The organism is Brachyspira pulli (assembly GCF_036997785.1).
Taxonomy (GTDB): domain Bacteria; phylum Spirochaetota; class Brachyspiria; order Brachyspirales; family Brachyspiraceae; genus Brachyspira; species Brachyspira pulli.
Genome location: NZ_JAWLQI010000024.1, coordinates 25,701 through 45,162, shown reverse-complemented (window position 1 = coordinate 45,162; position 19,462 = coordinate 25,701). Strand labels below are relative to the sequence as shown.

The 19,462-nt window shown below is 29.4% G+C and carries 21 protein-coding genes; 12 read left to right on the top strand and 9 right to left on the bottom strand.

Features of this window, described 5'->3' with window-relative positions; translation table 11 throughout:
• Nucleotides 1-374 precede the first annotated feature (374 nt).
• Nucleotides 375-1,244: an arginase family protein gene (locus tag R4K56_RS07210; protein WP_335771711.1), complete on the top strand. Its 870-nt coding sequence runs from the start codon at nucleotides 375-377 to the stop codon at nucleotides 1,242-1,244.
• Nucleotides 1,245-1,652: 408 nt separating this feature from the next.
• On the opposite strand, the gene R4K56_RS07205 is transcribed toward R4K56_RS07210, so the two are convergent.
• Nucleotides 1,653-2,477 (bottom strand): CAP domain-containing protein, encoded by an 825-nt coding sequence (locus tag R4K56_RS07205; RefSeq protein ID WP_335771712.1) that lies wholly within the window; start codon nucleotides 2,475-2,477, stop codon nucleotides 1,653-1,655.
• A 129-nt stretch (nucleotides 2,478-2,606) separates the two neighbouring features.
• Here R4K56_RS07205 and R4K56_RS07200 point away from each other — a divergent pair, with 129 nt between their 5' ends.
• The 3 genes from R4K56_RS07200 (at nucleotide 2,607) to R4K56_RS07190 (ending at nucleotide 6,548) form a co-directional block, all read left to right on the top strand.
• Nucleotides 2,607-4,169, top strand: a complete 1,563-nt coding sequence (locus R4K56_RS07200) for an NAD-dependent epimerase/dehydratase family protein (protein ID WP_335771713.1) — start codon at nucleotides 2,607-2,609, stop codon at nucleotides 4,167-4,169.
• 391 nt (nucleotides 4,170-4,560) lie between these two features.
• Complete coding sequence (locus R4K56_RS07195) at nucleotides 4,561-5,499, top strand: EFR1 family ferrodoxin (protein ID WP_335771739.1); 939 nt, start codon at nucleotides 4,561-4,563, stop codon at nucleotides 5,497-5,499.
• Between the two features lie 110 nt (nucleotides 5,500-5,609).
• Nucleotides 5,610-6,548 carry a tetratricopeptide repeat protein gene (locus tag R4K56_RS07190; protein WP_335759340.1) on the top strand — a complete coding sequence of 313 codons (939 nt, stop codon included), beginning with the start codon at nucleotides 5,610-5,612 and terminating at the stop codon, nucleotides 6,546-6,548.
• Between the two features lie 638 nt (nucleotides 6,549-7,186).
• Here R4K56_RS07190 and R4K56_RS07185 read toward each other — a convergent pair.
• From R4K56_RS07185 to hisIE, 8 genes are all read right to left on the bottom strand, one after another.
• Nucleotides 7,187-7,858, bottom strand: coding sequence for an OmpA family protein (locus tag R4K56_RS07185; RefSeq protein ID WP_335771714.1), 672 nt, complete (start codon nucleotides 7,856-7,858; stop codon nucleotides 7,187-7,189).
• A 24-nt stretch (nucleotides 7,859-7,882) separates the two neighbouring features.
• Nucleotides 7,883-8,521, bottom strand: coding sequence for an outer membrane protein (locus R4K56_RS07180; RefSeq protein ID WP_335759339.1), 639 nt, complete (start codon nucleotides 8,519-8,521; stop codon nucleotides 7,883-7,885).
• 12 nt (nucleotides 8,522-8,533) lie between these two features.
• On the bottom strand, nucleotides 8,534-8,794 hold the full coding sequence (locus R4K56_RS07175) for a hypothetical protein (protein WP_335757913.1): 261 nt from the start codon (nucleotides 8,792-8,794) through the stop codon (nucleotides 8,534-8,536).
• A gap of 5 nt (nucleotides 8,795-8,799) precedes the next feature.
• A complete protein-coding gene (locus R4K56_RS07170; RefSeq protein ID WP_335757914.1) occupies nucleotides 8,800-9,465 on the bottom strand; it encodes a cell envelope biogenesis protein OmpA in 666 nt (221 codons plus the stop codon).
• 30 nt (nucleotides 9,466-9,495) lie between these two features.
• Nucleotides 9,496-10,206 (bottom strand): autotransporter outer membrane beta-barrel domain-containing protein, encoded by a 711-nt coding sequence (locus R4K56_RS07165; protein WP_335771715.1) that lies wholly within the window; start codon nucleotides 10,204-10,206, stop codon nucleotides 9,496-9,498.
• 12 nt (nucleotides 10,207-10,218) lie between these two features.
• The gene (locus R4K56_RS07160; protein ID WP_335757916.1) at nucleotides 10,219-11,127 is read right to left on the bottom strand and encodes a hypothetical protein; all 909 of its coding nucleotides are present in this window, start codon (nucleotides 11,125-11,127) and stop codon (nucleotides 10,219-10,221) included.
• Between the two features lie 15 nt (nucleotides 11,128-11,142).
• A complete protein-coding gene (locus tag R4K56_RS07155) occupies nucleotides 11,143-11,685 on the bottom strand; it encodes a hypothetical protein (RefSeq protein WP_335759337.1) in 543 nt (180 codons plus the stop codon).
• A gap of 331 nt (nucleotides 11,686-12,016) precedes the next feature.
• Nucleotides 12,017-12,679, bottom strand: a complete 663-nt coding sequence (gene hisIE, locus R4K56_RS07150) for a bifunctional phosphoribosyl-AMP cyclohydrolase/phosphoribosyl-ATP diphosphatase HisIE (RefSeq protein ID WP_335771716.1) — start codon at nucleotides 12,677-12,679, stop codon at nucleotides 12,017-12,019.
• A 396-nt stretch (nucleotides 12,680-13,075) separates the two neighbouring features.
• Between hisIE and rpsL the strand changes: the two genes are divergently transcribed.
• The 8 genes from rpsL to rplW all read left to right on the top strand — a co-directional run bounded on the left by rpsL (nucleotide 13,076) and on the right by rplW (nucleotide 19,462).
• Nucleotides 13,076-13,450: a 30S ribosomal protein S12 gene (gene rpsL / locus R4K56_RS07145; protein WP_008723364.1), complete on the top strand. Its 375-nt coding sequence runs from the start codon at nucleotides 13,076-13,078 to the stop codon at nucleotides 13,448-13,450.
• A gap of 14 nt (nucleotides 13,451-13,464) precedes the next feature.
• The gene (gene rpsG / locus R4K56_RS07140; RefSeq protein ID WP_048593373.1) at nucleotides 13,465-13,935 is read left to right on the top strand and encodes a 30S ribosomal protein S7; all 471 of its coding nucleotides are present in this window, start codon (nucleotides 13,465-13,467) and stop codon (nucleotides 13,933-13,935) included.
• A 20-nt stretch (nucleotides 13,936-13,955) separates the two neighbouring features.
• Nucleotides 13,956-16,037 carry an elongation factor G gene (fusA, locus tag R4K56_RS07135; protein ID WP_335769517.1) on the top strand — a complete coding sequence of 694 codons (2,082 nt, stop codon included), beginning with the start codon at nucleotides 13,956-13,958 and terminating at the stop codon, nucleotides 16,035-16,037.
• Nucleotides 16,038-16,107: 70 nt separating this feature from the next.
• Nucleotides 16,108-17,334 carry an elongation factor Tu gene (gene tuf, locus R4K56_RS07130; RefSeq protein WP_297295846.1) on the top strand — a complete coding sequence of 409 codons (1,227 nt, stop codon included), beginning with the start codon at nucleotides 16,108-16,110 and terminating at the stop codon, nucleotides 17,332-17,334.
• A gap of 85 nt (nucleotides 17,335-17,419) precedes the next feature.
• Entirely contained in the window at nucleotides 17,420-17,725 is a 306-nt protein-coding gene (rpsJ, locus tag R4K56_RS07125; protein ID WP_297295844.1) for a 30S ribosomal protein S10, read from the top strand.
• Between the two features lie 101 nt (nucleotides 17,726-17,826).
• Entirely contained in the window at nucleotides 17,827-18,480 is a 654-nt protein-coding gene (rplC, locus tag R4K56_RS07120) for a 50S ribosomal protein L3 (protein ID WP_297295842.1), read from the top strand.
• A gap of 29 nt (nucleotides 18,481-18,509) precedes the next feature.
• Nucleotides 18,510-19,157, top strand: coding sequence for a 50S ribosomal protein L4 (rplD, locus tag R4K56_RS07115; RefSeq protein WP_297295840.1), 648 nt, complete (start codon nucleotides 18,510-18,512; stop codon nucleotides 19,155-19,157).
• 11 nt (nucleotides 19,158-19,168) lie between these two features.
• Nucleotides 19,169-19,462, top strand: coding sequence for a 50S ribosomal protein L23 (rplW, locus tag R4K56_RS07110; protein WP_297295941.1), 294 nt, complete (start codon nucleotides 19,169-19,171; stop codon nucleotides 19,460-19,462).

Genomic DNA, 19,462 nt, shown 5'->3' with positions numbered 1-19,462 from the left:
AAATATAGTTGTTTAGGTATATACTGAAAATTTTTAAGTTTGTCAAAATTAGTTTTTATATTGTTATTATTTTCGGGGACTAGTCCCCGAACCCCTACTTCTTTTGGTGACCCAAAGAAGCAAAAGGACTGCATTTTTAACACAAATCTTGGTTTTACTTCACATTTCAAACAAAACTTAATAATGTTTTATGCTATTAATAAATCAAAATTACATTTATAAATAACTCAAAATTGAAAAAAATTATTTTTGACAAAGTATAGTTGTTTAGGTATATATTATGATTCTGAATGCTTATAAAAATAAAAAACTGATTTTGACAAACTTTTAAATTCTTAGTATATTTTTTATAATTTATATTAGGAGTTTATAATATGTCTAAAACTATGCGTTTAATTTACCCTCAATGGCAGGGAGGAATCATTGACAGATGGATACCCGAACTTTCTTATGAGGATTCTTCAAGAGGTTATTATTTAGGTGCTAAACTTTTAAATATGCTTGCTCAAGAAAATGAGGATCATAAAATAGAAGAAGTGCCTGTTTCTTTGGATATAAGAGATAGAAAAATAAAGAATGGAATAATAGATTATGATTTCATTGTTAAGCAGACTAATGACTGTTTAGATATTTTAAATAAAAATAATCCTGATAAGATAATTGTATTCGGCGGTGAATGTTCTGTAAGTGTTGTGCCATTTACATTTTTAAATAAGAAATATGATAATGATGTTGCTGTTATATGGATAGATGCTCACCCTGATATTACTTTACCTTCAGATAATACTTATGCCGGATATCATGCTATGGCTTTGGCTGCTTGTATGGGATATGGAGATGAGTATATTATTTCTAATTTGCCTAGTAAAATAGATACTTCAAAAGTGTTATTATTAGGGCTTAGAGATTGGGAGAGAGAAGAAATAAAATTGCGTCAAAAAGAATATAATATAAAACATTTATCTCCTAATGAAATTTCTTGTGATAATATATTAGAATGGCTTAATAATTGTAATGCTTCTAAAGTGGCAATTCATTTGGATTTAGATGTACTTGATCCGGCAGAAATAATCGCTGCTGTTGGCGTTTCTCCAAATGGAATGAAAATAGATGAAGTTATTAAAGCAATAAATTTTATTTCAGAGAAAAAAGAATTGGTAGGTTTAACTATAGCTGAGCATTTACCTAGAATAGAAATAATGATAAAAAATTTAATAAATAGTTTGCCTCTTATAAAAAGATAATTTTTTTATTAACATACAATAATAACGACAATTTCTGTCATTATAGAGTTTTATATTTATTTTATTATAATTTTATAATGGGGGGATTTTGCCTATATGTCTTTAATAATTCTTATATTATCTACTATTAAAAAAGGTTTTTTATTATTATTAGATCGTATTACAGATTTATTAACTGATATTATTGTTATGCTATTAATATGCTTTTTTGTTTTCATGTATTCTGTATGTTTTATTATTGTTGATGTTTTTTATGTGTTTATAGCGGATTATGTTTTTGTTTTTATTAATTATATTTTTGTAAGACCTATTGTTTATATTTGTAAGTTTTTATTTAGTAAGTATTAAGTATTAAATTTAAGCTGCAGTATTAGTTATAAAAAGAATAATACTGCAGCTTATAAATTATTAGTCTGTAAATATTTGCACCCAATATAAAGTATTGTTATGATTAAATATTCCAACACCTATTTTTCCGAATTTCTTTTGTAATATATTTGCTCTGTGTCCCGGTGAATTAAGCCAAGATTTCATTACATCATCAGCATCTACCTGACCATAAGCTATATTTTCTCCAGCAGTTTTATAAGAAATATTATATTCTTTTAATACAGTTGAAAAATCTGTTTTATTAGGTCTTGTATGTGAAAATAACTGCACCAATTCTTCAGCTCTTTTTTGTGCTGCTGTACTTAATTTTGCATCAAGTACTAATGGAGAATTAACTCCGTTTTGTTTTCTAGCTTCATTGCATAATTCTACAACTCTTTGAGATTCTTTATTTATATCCAATTCTTCTCTAGTGATATTATTATTTCTTGAAGCAACATAAAGCATAACCCAATATTTTTTACCGTTATCTTCATAAACACTTGCAGCCATGTGAGTAAATTTATTATTTAAAATTAAATTTCTTTGTCTGTTTAATATTTGATTAAATGCCTCATCAACATTTATATCAGCGACTATTGAGCTTTCAGAATATGAAGAAAATTGTATATTATTATCTTCTAAAGCTGTTGATTTTCTTACTCCATTCGCTATCTCTTTTGCTCTTTGATCGGCAGCATCTTGTAATTGTTTTTCTGTTTTATATTCGCTGAGTCCTGATTTTGCTCTTTCAGCATTTATCTTATTGAACAATTCTTCGGATTCATTTTTTGTTTGAGTATATGCTATTTGCGTAAAAATACTAAGTATTAATAATAAAAATATTGATTTATGGAATGTCATATTTTAAACTCCTTACACATTATTTACAAAAATATTTTTTCATATATAATTCTACATAAAATAAAAACTGTCTATAAATATTTATGTAAAAGAAATTTAATTTAAGTATAATAATAAGAGGATAAGAAAATGAAATACATAATTGCTTTAACAGGTGCTACAGGAAATATGGGACTTGAAACATTAAGACAATTAATGGAAATACAAGATGTAGAATTGGTTAAGGTTCTTGTAAGAAAGGAAAGTGAAAAAATTGCTAATAAATTCAAAAGACAATATGGAAATAGAGTAGAGATAGTAACAGGATATTTGTATGAAAGAGATGACTGCGAAAAATTATTGAAAGACTGTCATTATGTACTTAATCTTGCAGCAGTGATACCTCCAAAATCTGATAAATACCCTAAACTTGCACATCTTACAAATTTTGTGGGAGTTAAGCATATAGTAGATATACTTGAATCAATGGATAAAAATAAACGCCCTAAACTTGTGCATATATCAACAGTTGCACTTTATGGAAATAGAAATGAAAAACACCCTTGGGGCAGAGTAGGCGATCCTTTATTAATAAGCCCTTATGATGCATATTCTTTTTCAAAATTAAAAGGCGAAAGATATGTACTTGATTCATCATTAGAAAACAGAGCAATAATAAGACAAACAGCAATGCTTCATAATAGAATGCTTACTGATAATATGAGTGACGGATTAATGTTCCATACTTGCTATAATGCACCGCTTGAATGGGCAACTGCAAGGGACAGCGGTTTATTAATGAAAAGAATAATTGAAGAAGATATAAAAGGCAATTTAGATGATTATTTCTGGAAAGGCTGTTTTAATTTAGGAAGCAAGGCTGAAAATAGATTAGTTGGTTATGATACATTTAATGACGGATTTAAACTTATAGGCGGTTCTACAAAAAAATATATGAAGCCCAATTGGAATGCTACAAGAAATTTCCATGGACTTTGGTATTATGACGGACACAAACTTGAAGAATTATTCTCTTATCAGAAAGAATCAGTTATAGATTATTGGAATGAAATAGGAAAAACACATTGGTATTATGCATTCGGTAAATTAGTTCCAGCAGGAATAATATCATTCTTCGCTATACAAAGACTATTATCTCACCCTAATTCGCCTACATATTGGAGAAAAAACGGAGAGGACGGTAAGATTATAGCAACATTTGGAAGTTTAGAAAATTTTGATAATTTGCCAAAAAAATGGGAAGATTTTAATTTATTATTTGAAAATAAAGACTTTGAAGGAAATTATATAGATTATAAAGCTTTGCTTGATATAAAGAATGCTAAACTTCTTAATCATGGTTACGATGAAAGTAAAAAAGACAGTGAGATTGATATAGAAGATTTGAAAAAAGCTGCAGAGTTCAGAGGCGGTAAACTTTTAAGCACTAGCATGACCAAAGGCGATTTACATACAAAATTAAAATGGGCTTGTGCAGAAGGTCATGAATTTGAGGCTTCACCATTCACAGTTATAAAGGCTGGTCATTGGTGTATGGAATGTATGCCTGATTATCAATGGAATTTTGACATGCTTGCAAAAAAGAATCCTTACTTCGCTCAGGTTTGGTATGATTCACATAAGGAAGATGAGAATATGCTTTATTATTTCGATGAGGATTTTAAGGCACATTATAAAAAAATAAATAATTAAATGTACTAAAAAGTATATAGAATGCTATAAGTGAAAAAATTAAAATATATTTAAATATTTTTTTAATTTTTAAAATTTTAATTAACTCTTTAATATAATATTTTATATTATATATTGTCAGTTTTTGAGTCTGACATTAAATAAAATTTGTTTGAAGGCAGTGAAACTTACTGCTGGGTATCTGGCTTGTGGGCTGCCCCTAGAGAGGGAACCCTCTTTTTTATTTTCTCATTTCAACCTATATTCCATAAAATATATCTATTTAATTGTTTGCTTTTAATGGTATAGAATAACTATAAAATTATTACTATAAACTAAAAATAAATTTTGACAAAATATATTCACTTTAGTATAATTAGCGTATAAAATTTAATAGGTTAATAAAATGAGTATTTATGAAAATAAAAAAGCTGTAATATATTGTTTTTCTGGAACTGGAAACACTGAGAAAGCGGCTAGAGAATATAAAAAAATATTTGAAGAAAACGGTGTTGAAACTTTACTTTATAATGTAGGCGATAACTTTGATAATATGCCTAGTCCTAAAGATTATGATTATGTAGGGCTTGCTTATCCTATACATGGATTCAATGCACCTTATCCTATTTTTGATTTAATAAAATTATTTCCTAAATTAGATAACAAAAAAATATTTATTATAAAAACTTCCGGAGAGCCTTTAACAATTAATAATATTTCTTCAGAACCTTTAATGGCAAGATTAAAACCAAAAGGCTATATACTTACTAATGAATATCATTATATAATGCCTTATAATATAATATTCAGACATACTGATGAATTTGCTGCTAAGATGTGGAAAACTGTTAAGGCTTTATGTGTTATAGAGGCTAATGAAGTTTTAGAAGGTAAAGAGCATTTATTAAATAAATTCCCATTCGGAAGGTTAATAGCGTTTTTATTTAGAATAGAGCACCCTGCTATGAAAGTGAATGGTAATTTATTTAAAGTTAAAAAAGTTTGTACTCATTGTAATTTATGTGTTAAAAAGTGCCCTGTTAATAACATATATAATGATGAAAAAGGAAATATCAAATTCAAAAATAAATGTGTAATGTGTACTAGCTGTGCTTTCAGATGTCCTGTTGATGCTATTAGTATAGGAATATTAAATTTCTGGAGAGTTAATGGAGTTTACAAGTTTGAGAATCCTCCTACTGGCATAAAATCTAAACATGACAATTACTGCAAAAAGGCTTATGACAGATATTTTGCTGATGCTGATAAAAAAATAAACAATTATATAGATAATGTTTCAGATGAATATAAACAAAAAAATTATTATAAAAATATAGAAAATTATAAATAATTGATATTTTTATATACCTATTATAAATAATACAAATAATAATGTTCTAACGCTTTTTTAGTATTTTCCGACAAATTAGACAACAATATAAAAAATAGTTGGAGCAAACAATGTTAAAGAAGTGTTTAGTAGTTTTTATAATGATTTTATCAGTTTTTGCACTTTCATGTCAAAAGCCAAGTGATCAAAACAGTAATTTAGAAGAAGATTATATTAATGAAATAGAAAAAGAGTATCAAAACTCATCTAGTAATGATGTAATAGTAGAAACTAATAACGGTACTCAGACTACTACTCCTACAGATGATATGTATATGCCTGAAGATAATAATATTCAAATAGATAATAATACTCAAGCAAACAATAGTTCATCAAGCTCTAAGCCTTCTAAAGGAAGCAGCAGCAGTACTGATAAACAGCCTAGCAAAAGAAGACCTTTAAAAGCTACTATATACAATTTCTATAGCCCTTGGACTTCTAATGATGATCCTTTGATGATTAGAGAAATAAGAGTTATGATTGCTAATAAAGAATATACTCAGGCTTTGAATTATATAAATAAATTAGATTTTAATAATTTACCTGAAGATGTTGATGTAGGTCATTTATATCAATTTAAAGGAATCGTTCATTATTTCTTAGCAAAAGAAGGTAAATCAAACAATGTTGTAGCTAAAAATCATATTGTTGAAGCTAATGAATGTTTCAAGAAAGTTGCTGGTTTAACTTCTATAGAAAAATTCAAACCGCTTTCATTATTATGGAATGGTATGCTTTATCAAACTTATTCTAAAGATAAAACAGAATTAGAAGAAGCTATAGCTTTATTCGATAAAGTTATAACAGAATATCCTAGAACAAGATTTGCTAATGATGCAGTATTCTATAAAGCAGTTACAATGAAAAAATTAGGTATGCCTGAAAATGAATATAATGATCTTTTCTTATCTATAAAACGCGGCGGTTTTGTTGATACTTTGGTATTCTCTCAGGTTATATATGATTATGTTCCTGCTAATGATTTAGTTGATAAAGAAATGTTAAAATAATTTTTATTTTTATTATTGTTGATTTTTATAATGATGCGGCAGTTTATTTTATATAGGCTGCCGCTTTTTTATATGTTAAAAAATATTTAAAATTTTTTTTACGCACGGTGAATAAAATTTCTAATATAATAAAAAATTAAATTACAAACAAATCTATATTTTTTATTTCATTCTGCGTGCGGTGAATACACAATAAATTTAAAAAAATCTTGGGTGGGAAGTTAAAATAACAGAAAAGATAAAAAAGAAAATAATACATAAATACCAGAATATATTTAAAGCCTAAAGGGTGGGGATTAAAAATAAGTTTTAAAATTTATTTACATACCCCGCCCTTTAAAGTTTTATGATTGATTTTTAATTTTAATATTAATTATCTTTAATAGCTTAATTAGAAATTTTAGCACCCACCCAAGTTTTGTTTAAATTTATTATGTGAATACCGCACGTATAATAATATTAAAAAATATAAATTTATTATTGATTCAAATTTCATTTATTATAATAATGCATTTACCGTGCGTTAATTAAGTTTATAAATTTATATTTCATTTTTATATATTTTGATACTTTATGGAGTCAGCAGTAGTATTTATAAAAAGAGTTGATATAATAGAAATATAAGTAATTATTTTATATTAACGTCTTAATTTAATAATATCAGTTTCGTTTTCTTCTTTATATTCTTTTTCTTCATTGTAATTATTTATTATTACAAATTGACATTTTCTGTCTTTAGCATTGTATTCAGATGAATGAGTAGAACCATATCCTATATATCTTAATCTTTCTTTATCTATTCCTTTATATATTAATTGATCATATATAGCTTTTGCTCTATTTTCAGACAAATATATATTATAATTTGAATCTCCGGCACTGTCAGTATGTCCTTCAATGATGAGATTCTTATTTTTATTTTTGTTTAAATATTTATAAATTTCATCTATACCGTCATTATATTCATCTTTTAATTCATAAGAATCAAAATCAAAAGATATTATATTTGCAGTAACAAGAATTTCATTATTATCTTGCTTTATAACCTCAGTTTGTTTTATAATTTCAGCTTGTTCTTTTTTAATAGGATTTTTAATTTCTTCTTTTTCTTCTCTTATTGAATTTGCTACAGTTGTTATATCTTCTTTTTGAATATATGTTTTGGATGCAGTTTTTGTAGCCTGACTATTATCATTATAAAGTACAGCATGCAGCTGCTTGCTGAAAGCTAATACTACAACATGCTTATTAGTAGAACATGAAACGACAAAAAATAACATCAAGATTAAAGTTAAAATTTTATTTATCATAATCACCTTCTTAAAATATCATTATTATTTTATGGTAAATCTTGCTCCCAAAAGCACCTCATGAGCATTATTAAAACCAAAACCTAATAAATATCTATATCCCAAATCCAGAGCAAACCAATCAAGTATATTATAAGCTAAACCGGCATTAATTCCAAATGCAAAAGAACTTCTAGTAATAACAGCTTTTCCTATATCATCATATACATGATGCATTTGATATAATCTGTTTCCAAAAGATAATCCAAAATATATACTCATATTAGGGACTCTGCTGTAAAGAGCTCTTGTACTAAGATTATCCAATTCATTATTTTTTACAAAGAATATATTTATATCATAATATATACTTGCCATTACACTTTGCATCCAAGTTTCTTTTTTTCCAATTACACCTTGAAACATGTATTCTATATCAACTCTTAAAGGCACTAATCTAGTTTTTCTAAATAAATCGTATCCTACAGCAAAACCGCCGCCTACATAATTATTTTTTTCAAGAAAAGGAAGCTTTCCTAATTCTAGTCTATTTGTTTTATTTAGAGCCTCATGTTTAAAATTAATTTTAGGGGCTATATAAACACCAGAGAAAATTGCTGCAGAAAGACTTTTACTTGAAAAGGCAACAATAAAAAATAATAATATAATTACTAATCGTTTCATATAACAACCCTTTTATTTTAAATAAACAAAATTTTTTCTAAATAAATTATTAGTATTAAAAATATAGCTATGAAATAAATTATTATTGAAATAATTATTCATACCTAAACTATTAAAATTAGAATAACTATTAAACTTGCTTTTCTCTCCTAAATAACTTTGAGGAGGGTAAGCAGGCATTTGAATATTCTGTACAGGCATTATGATCATAGTGCTTGTCTTGCATGAAGCAAATGTAATCAATAGTAATAATAATAAAGCTATTTTTTTCATAAGTATTATTTCCTAAGATCAGGTATTGGGAATCTTGCTGCTATAGCAAATTCATGTGATAAAACATTATCCAAACCATATAATATTCTGTATCCAAAATCCAAATTAAGGAAGCTGGTAACATATACATCAATTCCAACAGCACCGCCTATTGCAAATGTAGGTTTAGGAACAGTTACAGTAGCTTTAACTTTTCCGCTTTCTTCAAACCATCTGTCATAAGTGTTGGCATTTATTTTTGTTCCCATTAAAAGTCCTAAATATAAAGACATTATAGGAGTTCTGCTGTATATTTCTTCAGCTGTAATAGTTCTTAATTCACTTTTTTTGATATGATATATATGCATGCTGTAATAAGCAGCTGCTAATATAGAATGCTGAGATTGTTTTACTATATTTTCAGTATGATAATTTCCAGTCATACCGTCTTTGAAAGTATATTCAAGTTCTAATCTCAAAGGTATATTTCTTTGATATCTATAGAAATCAAATCCAGCAGAAAATCCAGCTCCAAGATAATTATTCATTATGCTTTGATTTTTATGATTTTTAAAACCAGAATCATTAAAATTATATACAATTTTAGGTGCTAAATAAAATGCATCTATTAGCGGAAACAAAGATGAACTCATAAAGCAAGTTATTATTGATACTAATAAAATTTTTTTCATAATAAGAACCTTACAAAACATTATCAATTATTAAAAAGATATACCTATTGCTAATCTAGGTAGAGGTATGAATCTTATGCCAGGTGTGAAAGAATATCCTATATCAAGCAAAGATATATCTATAAAAGGACGAACTTCCCAATCAGCACCCATTTGAGAAAATAAATCTATTCTAAAACCCATTTCTCCGGATATATAAAAATCATAAACAGTAGTTGTTTTATATCTTGTACTTCCATCTTCTCTTAATTCTTTACCATTAACTATGAATGTAGTCATACCAACTTTAGGTAGAAGGAAGAAACCGCTAGGAGTATCGCTTTTGTTGAAGTAAAATCTTACTCCTATAGAAGCAGGTATAGCTATTGTACTTCCATTATAAAATTTGCTTATTGCGGCAGAATTAATAATATTTCCAGCACCATCTCTTATAGGTTCAGAATAATCACCATAATGAGTATCAAAAGCATAAAAACCTAATGTAGCATCAATAGATTGTTTAGGAAGATAAGTATGATTATATGTTAATCTTATTCCAAATTTACCGTCATAAAACTTACCGCTGGCTCCTTCTTGAGGTTTAAATATTAATCCGGTGATAAGCGGCATAGTACCCATAGAAAATAATGTAGTACCAAAGTCTATTCCTAAAGAATGCTTTAAATAATTTTGAGCATTAACTATATTAGCTGATGTAAAAATTAGTACAGATATAAAAATGATAATTTTCTTTATATTCATAGTTCAAATCCATTAAAATCTTAAACTAAATCCAATTCTAGGGAATAATCCAAATCTTATATTTGCAAGATACTTAGCCCAAGTGGGGAAACTGTTCCAAGCAGGTATATTAAATACAGAAAAACCAGCAGTTAAAGAAGTAACACCTCCTGTTACAGTATTATATACATTCTGAGCCCAAGGTCTTACATAGTATCCTATTTCAAGAATTGCTATATCTATAGTTGGTTTTACTCTCCATTCTCTAGTAGGAAATAATTCTATATTCCAGCCTAACTCATAAGAAATATATAAAGCAGCATCATGAACTTTATGTTCTGTTCTTATACCAGTAAGTCCATTTTCTGTAGACACTGTATAAAAGAATGCATCTAATCCGAAACGGAATGCATTATAAAATTGTCTTTTAGGGCCGTAAAATTTTACTCCAAATGTAACAGGCATAAATATAAATGAAGCATTGAAAGTTGTATCTTTGGCTATAACTCCGGCATAACTTCCTTGTCCTAGAGCTTCTAATAATTTTCCGGCATTCTCTTTTGTTATAGTTAAGTTATATGTGCTTGAATAAACTCCTATTCCTGTTTCAAGAGCTATTTGATTATGAACAAATAATGAATATGAAACGGAAGGTATATACCAAGCAGAACCTTTTGCATCAGCATAATCAAAATATTTATTGATATTACCTAAATCTACTCCAATTAATCCAGCAAGATTTACAGAATTATTAACAGCAGTATTAAATAGCAATGGGAAAAAAACAGCTGCACCTGGATTTAGATTGAAACTTATCATTTGTCTTCCTTTTATCCAACTGTAATCATCACCGGTTACTTCTGTAGAAAGAGGAAGTCCTTTAGCAAATGCATAAAAATTGAAACAAAATAAAACAGATAGAAATATAAAAACTTTTTTCATAATAAAACTCATCTATTATTTTATAGCTTCGCCATCGGTAAATTTACCGTTTGAATTTTTTAATATGCTTTCAATTTCAGCTCTTTTTTCAGGAGAGAAATTAGTATTAGCTAATATTTTATCAGCATTACTTAAATCTATATTTTCAGCACCATTATCTATAACAGCACTTATTAAATTACCAACAACAGCTTCACCGCCTTCATCATCAAGAACATCAAGTATTGCATCTACTGCTTTTTTAGCATCTTCATCCATTTTTACCACATAAAGCTGATCTCCTACAGGAGCAGTCATTATATATCCTCCATTACTATCTTTATAAACTCCGCCTATACCTAATACAGGTTCTTCAAAAGTATAATCACCATTAAGATTTCCAGAGCTTCCGCTAATTGTAAGATTATTTCCGTTTGCTTTTGCTCCATACCAATTTCCGCTTTGCATTTTTGAAAGTATTAAGTCTGCTCCAGGTTTAGTTATTTTTACACCATAATCTTTTGTACATGAAGTTATTAATAAAAGAGATATAGTTAAAATAATAGATAGTGTTTTCATAGCATATTTCCATAAAGTAAATTATTTTTTATAATAATTTAATATTATAAATTAGTGTAAAAAATATTACAATTTGTAATTATATATTTTTTGATGTTTTTTTACTGTTTTAGGTGTTTTTTTAAAAAAATAGCATATTTATTTTACATTTTTAATTATTATTAATTGCAAATTTTATAATCTATGCTGATTTTTAATTTAAATTCATATTTAAATTGTTTTCATGTAAAAAATATAATATGTATTTATATTATTATGCTGTTGTATATGATTAATTATATTTTAATCGAATTTTTTATAGGATAAAAAATAGTGTGGAGTGTTTTGCTGATTATTTCATGCTTTTTTGTTTTTCTTTTTTATCTATGATAGATCTGATTGCTAATTCTTCTTTTATATCATTAATGGTGATGTTTTTTTCTACCATTAGAACTAGAGTGTGATAAAGTAAATCTGAAATTTCGTATATTGTTTCTTTTTTGCTGTCGTTTTTGGCACCTATTATAACTTCAGTACATTCTTCACCAACTTTTTTTAATATTTTATCTATACCGCTGTTGAAAAGATATGTAGTATAAGAACCTTCAGTTTGATTTATTTTTCTTCCTTTTATTAGTTCATAAAGTTTATCTATAGAAAAATCTTTGTAATCTTCTTTTGAATATACTTCATTAAAGAAACAAGATTCTTTTCCAGTATGACATGCAGGGCCGTCTTTTATAACTTCTACTATCAAAGCATCGTTATCACAATCAGATTTTATTGATTGTATATGCTGATAATTTCCAGAAGTTTCACCTTTTCTCCATAGTTCTTGTCTGCTTCTGCTGTAGAAACAAGTTTTTCCTTCTTTGATACTTATATTTAAACTTTCTTTATTCATATATGCGAGAGTTAAAACTTCTTTTGTATAATAATCTATTACTATTGCAGGAATTAATCCTTTATCATCAAATTTTAAATTTTCAATAATGTTTTCTGTATTCTGATTCATAAATAAAAGTCCTTAAAAATTATTGTTAATAGTATGCTATAATAATGATTTTTTTGCAATATTTATATTGTAATTATTAAGAAAAAAGATATTTAATTTTATAGTGTATATATATGTATGTTTTTTTGTTTATAAGGATAAAAAATTGTTAAAAAAGTATTGATTTTTTTGTATAGTTGTTTTATAATTTTATAACTTTCAAAATAAGCGATTAAAGCATATAGTATGTTTTTCTCACTATTAATTAGGTTTTAATACTATAATTGCTCAGTTTGTAAATACTGTTTCGTTTGAAGTTATAAATTATTAAAGAAGTTGATGTTGTCAATTCTGTATAAGGAATTGATTTAGAAAAAAATTTTACAAAAAAATAAAGAATTAGAGGTTTTGTATTTTATGCCTACAATTAATCAATTAGTAAGAAAAGGTCGCAAGCGTATAATAAATAAAACAAAATCGCCTGCATTAATGAAATGTCCGCAAAGAGAAGGGGTTTGTACTCGTGTAACAACAACTACACCAAAGAAACCTAACTCAGCTATGCGTAAGATCGCTCGTGTAAGAATAACAAATGGAATGGAAGTAACAGCTTATATTCCTGGTATTGACCATACACTTCAAGAGCACAACCGTGTACTTATAAGAGGCGGAAGGGTTAAAGACTTACCAGGTTGCCGTTATCACATAGTTCGCGGAAGCCGTGAAGCTACAGGTGTAGAAAAGAGAATGAAAGCTAGAAGTAAGTATGGTACTAAGAAACCAAAGGCTTAATGGAGTAAAATAATATGGCTAGAAGAAGAAGAGCACAAACTAGAAAAATAGATGCTGATCCTATTTATGGAAGCGTTGTAATTAGTAAGTTTATAAACAAGCTAATGTATGATGGTAAAAAAAGTAAAGCTGAAAATATATTTTATAAAGCTATGGATTTAGTAAAAGAGAAAACAGGAAAAGATGGTTTAGAAGCTTTCAATGAAGCTATAGAAAATATTAAACCACGTGTAGAAGTAAAATCAAGAAGAGTTGGTGGATCTACATATCAGGTTCCTGTAGATGTAAGACCAGACAGACAAAATTCATTAGCATTTACATGGCTTATAGATGCTTCAAGAAAAAGAGGCGGAAGAAGTATGATAGAACGCTTATCAAATGAAATAGTAGATGCTATAGATGGTAAAGGTCAAGCAGTAGCTAAGAGAGATACAGTTCATAGAATGGCTGAAGGTAATAAAGCATTTGCGCACTTTAGGTGGTAATTTTTAAGGAGAATAATTAAGTGGCACGTCAAATTTCGTTAGAAAACACACGTAATATTGGTATTATGGCTCACATCGATGCTGGTAAAACTACTTTAAGTGAGCGTATTTTATATTTCACAGGTAAAACACATAAAATAGGTGAGGTTCATGAAGGTGCAGCTGAAATGGACTGGATGGAACAGGAAAGAGAAAGAGGTATTACAATTACTTCTGCTGCAACTACTTGTTTTTGGAATGGTCATAGAATTAACTTAATAGACACTCCAGGTCACGTTGACTTTACTGCTGAAGTAGAAAGATCTTTGAGAGTATTAGATAGTGCAGTTGGTGTTTTCTGTTCAGTAGGTGGTGTTCAGCCTCAGAGTGAAACAGTATGGAGACAAGCAAGTAACTATAAAATTCCTAGAGCTATTTTTGTTAATAAAATGGACAGAATAGGAGCTAACTTCTACGCTGTTTTAGATCAAACTAGAGAAAGATTAAAAGCTAACAGTCACCCAGTAGTTATACCTATAGGTGCAGAAAGTAATTTCGAGGGTGTTGTTGACTTAGTAAATATGAAAGAAATAATTTGGGTTTCTGAAGACGGTATGAAAATGGAAGAAAGAGAAATCAGACCTGAATTAAAAGAAAAAGCAGAAGAATTTAGAAATTCATTATTAGAAGCAATCGTTGAATATGATGATGATGCTATGAATAAATTCTTTGAAGGTGAAGAAATAGATGTTCCAACTATAAAGAAACTTATAAGAACAGCTACATTAACAGCAGATTTCTTCCCAATGTTCTGTGGTACAGCATTCAAAAACAAAGGTATTCAAGTATTAATTAATGGAATAGTTGATTACTTACCATCACCAGTAGATAAACCAGAAATAGAAGGTACTGATTTAGATGGTAATGTTATAAAAAGAAAAATTGCTGATGATGAGAAATTCAGTGCATTAGCATTCAAAATCATGACAGACCCACACGTAGGGAAAATAGCATTCTTAAGAGTTTACTCTGGTATATTAGAAGCTGGTTCTTATGTGTACAATGCAACAAAAGGTAAAAGAGAGCGTATCGGAAGAATACTTCAGATGCACGCTAACAAAAGAGAAGAGATTGAACAAGTATATTGCGGTGATATAGCAGCAGCAGTAGGACTTAAAGAAACTACAACAGGTGATACATTATGTCCAGAAAATGCTCCTATCATCTTAGAATCAATCAACTTCCCAGAGCCAGTAATTAACGTTGCTATAGAGCCAAAAACAAAAGGCGACAGAGATAAAATGTCTATAGCATTATCAAGACTTGCTGAAGAAGACCCAACATTCAGAGTTAGCTTTGATGAAGAAACTGGTCAAACAATTATCGCAGGTATGGGTGAGTTGCATTTAGAGATAATCTGTGATAGAATGAAAAGAGAATATAAAGTTGAGGCAAATGTAGGACGTCCTCAAGTATCTTATAGAGAAGGTATTAAGAAAACAGTTGAAGTACAAGGTAAATTTGTACGTCAGTCTGGTGGTAAAGGTCAATACGGTGATGTATGGTTGAGAATTGGGCCTAATGAACCTAACGGTGGATTTAAATTCAATAATGAAATCGTTGGAGGAGCAGTACCAAGAGAATATATACCAGCAGTAGAAAAAGGCTGTGTAGAATCAATGAATACAGGAGTACTTGCTAACTATCCTATGCTAGACGTTATAGTATCAGCTTATGATGGTTCATTCCACCCAGTAGACTCATCAGAAATGGCATTTAAGATTGCTGCTTCAATGGGATTCAAAGAGGGTTGTAAAAAAGCAGATCCTTATTTATTAGAGCCTATGATGACAGTAGAAGTTGTAACTCCAGAAGATTATATGGGTGATATAATTGGTGACTTAGCTTCAAGAAGAGGACAGGTTCACGGATTTACAGATAAGTCTGGTTACAAATCTATTAATGCTACAGTACCTCTTGCAGAGATGTTTGGATATACTACAAGCATAAGAAACGTATCTCAAGGTAGAGCTAGCTATACAATGCAGTTCTCACACTATGAGGAAGTACCTAAAAATGTAGCAGAAGAAATAATAGGTGCTAGAATGGGCAATAACAAGTAAGTAACTAAAAAGTTACAAAGTTAGATATAAAAAAACAAATTCCTAAGGATAAAATAATTGGAGGATTAAAATGGCTAAAGGAACTTACGAAGGTAAAAAGACACACGTAAACGTTGGTACTATTGGACACGTAGACCATGGTAAAACAACATTAACATCAGCAATCACAGCAGTATCATCTGCTATGTTCCCAGCAACAGTACAGAAAGTTGCTTATGACTCAGTAGCAAAAGCTTCTGAAAGTCAAGGTAGAAGAGACCCTACAAAAATATTAACAATCGCAACTTCACACGTTGAATATGAATCTGACAACAGACACTACGCACACGTAGACTGTCCAGGTCACGCTGACTACATCAAAAACATGATTACAGGTGCTGCTCAAATGGACGGAGCTATCTTAGTAGTATCAGCAGAAGATGGTGTAATGCCGCAAACTAAAGAACACGTACTTCTTTCAAGACAAGTAGGTGTAAACTACATCGTAGTATTCTTAAACAAATGTGATAAATTAGATGACCCAGAAATGGCTGACATCACAGTTGAAGAAGTAAAAGACATATTAAACCACTATGGTTTTGACGGAGATAAAACTCCTATCATTAAAGGTTCTGCTATTAAAGCTATTCAAGCAATTGAAGCTGGTAAAGACCCAAGAACTGACCCAGATTGTAAATGTATCTTAGACCTTTTAAACGCTCTTGATACTTATATTCCAGATCCAGTACGTGAAGTAGATAGAGATTTCTTAATGTCAATCGAAGATGTATACTCAATTCCTGGAAGAGGTACAGTTGTTACAGGTAGAATTGAAAGAGGTAAAATCAAAAAAGGTGACGAAGTTGAAATCGTTGGTATCAAACCTACTCAAAAAACAACTTGTACAGGCGTAGAAATGTTCAAGAAAGAAGTAGAAGGTATCGCTGGTTATAACGTTGGATGTCTTTTAAGAGGTATTGAACGTAAAGCAGTAGAAAGAGGACAAGTATTGGCTAAACCAGGTACAATTACACCTCACAAAAAATTCGAAGCAGAAGTTTACATTCTTAAGAAAGAAGAAGGTGGTAGACACAGCGGTTTCGTAACTGGTTATAGACCACAAATGTACTTCAGAACAACAGACGTAACAGGAGTAATCAACTTACAAGAAGGTTCTCAAATGATTATGCCTGGTGACAATGCTAACTTAACTATCGAGCTTATCACTCCAATCGCTATGGAAGAAAAACAAAGATTCGCTATACGTGAAGGTGGTAAAACAGTAGGTAACGGTGTTGTAACAAAAATATTAGAATAATTTAATAAAGTAGAAATAAAAGGGTATACCTTTTAATATAAGATATACCCTTTAATAAATTAAGAGAAAGCGAGTAATTCAAGCTATGAAAGAACAGAAAATACGAGTTAAACTAAAAGCCTTTGATATTGAGCTTATTGATCAATCAGCTCAGTCTATAGTAGCTAGTGTAAAGAAAACAGGTGCTAAAGTATCAGGACCTATACCATTGCCTACAAGCATACGTAAGGTAACTGTAATAAGAAGTCCGCACGTAAATATTAAATCAAGAGAACAATTTGAGATGCGTATATATAAAAGATTAATAGATATCTTTGATGTAACACCTCAAACAACAGAATCTCTTAAGAAGTTAGCGCTTCCAGCTGGAGTTGATGTTCAGCTTAAATAAGCGTTTAATTAAATATTAAAGATAAAGCTTTACTACGTTTTATCTGTAATAGTTTGATATATAAGAAAGTAGTAAGTAAAATCATTATAGAGGATTCGCCGATGGTAGGAATAATTGGCAAAAAATTGGGTATGACAACAGTTTTCGATGAAACTGGCAACGCTATAGCGGTAACAGTTGTAGAGGCTGGTCCATGCACAGTTATGCAGATAAGAGATAATGAGAAAGATGGCTACAGTGCTATTCAATTAGGTTATGGTGCCGTGAAAGAAAAGCATTTAAAAAAGCCACAAATAGGTCAATTTAAAAAAGCAAATTTAGAGCCTAAGAAATATTTGAAAGAGTTCAGAATGGATAATACTAGCTCTTACACAGTAGGTCAAGAACTTAAAGTGGATATATTTCAAGCAGGCGATTTTATAGATGTTAGTTCTTTGAGTAAAGGTCGTGGTTTTGCTGGTGTAATGAAAAGACATAACTACGATGGTGGTCCTATGAGCCATGGTTCTAACTTTAGAAGAAGAGCAGGTTCTATAGGTTGTAACAGTTACCCTGCAAGAGTATGGAAAGGTAAAGGTATGCCAGGACATATGGGTAATGCTATGACTACTATACAGAACTTAAAAGTGGTTGAAATAAGACCAGATGATAATTTGATTATGATTAAAGGTGCTATACCAGGTGCAGTTAATAGTATAGTGAAATTAACATCAGCAGCTAAGAAACGTAATAAGAAAAAGAACTCAATGAATTAATTAGAGTGAAATAATAACAGGATGATAAAATGGAAGTAGTAATACTAAATGAAAATGGAGATAGCGTAGGCAATTTAGAGATTGTTGATGAGATATTTAAATCAGAAGTTAACAATAATCTACTTTACGAAGCAATCAAAAATGAATTAGCTAACAGACGTCAAGGAACTCACTCTACAAAAACCAGAGCAGAAGTTTCAGGAGGCGGAAAAAAGCCTTGGAGACAAAAAGGAACTGGTAGAGCAAGAGCAGGTTCTACAAGATCACCAATTTGGGTAGGCGGTGGTAAAACACATACACCAAAACCACGTGATTATAGCTATAGATTGCCAAAGAAAATGAAGCGTAAGGCTCTATTGTCTGTTTTATCTTTAAAATATGGAAGCAATGTTCTTAAAGTTTTTGAAGATTTCACTTTTGATGCTCCAAAAACAAAAAGAATGGCTAGTTTTATAAGTAAAGTAAAAGAACCAAATACAAGAAAGGTAGCATTTGTAGTAGGTAAAGATGAGTCTTTAGGAGATAATTATAATAAATTATTATTATCTTTAAGAAACATCAAAGATTTAAAGCTTGTAAATGCAGACAGTATGTCTATACATCCTTTATATTATGCTGATGAAGTATATTTTACTAAAACAGCTTTATCTAAATTAAATGCTAGAATTAAGGGTTAAAAAATATGAGCATGTATTCACTTTTAATTGAGCCTATACTTACAGAAAAAAGTAATATGCTTAGAACTGAGCCTAGAGGAACAGAAAAGCGTTATTATGTATTTAGAGTAAGACAGGACGCTAATAAGACAGAGTTGATGAAAGCGGTTGCAAAAATATTTAATGTACATCCGCTAGATTGTAAGATAATAAATGTTAAGCCTAAGAAGAAAAATCGCAGAATGAGCAGACGCGGATATACACGCAGCTATAAAAAAGCGATAATAGTTCTTGATGGCAAAGAGTCAATAGATATAGTAAAATAA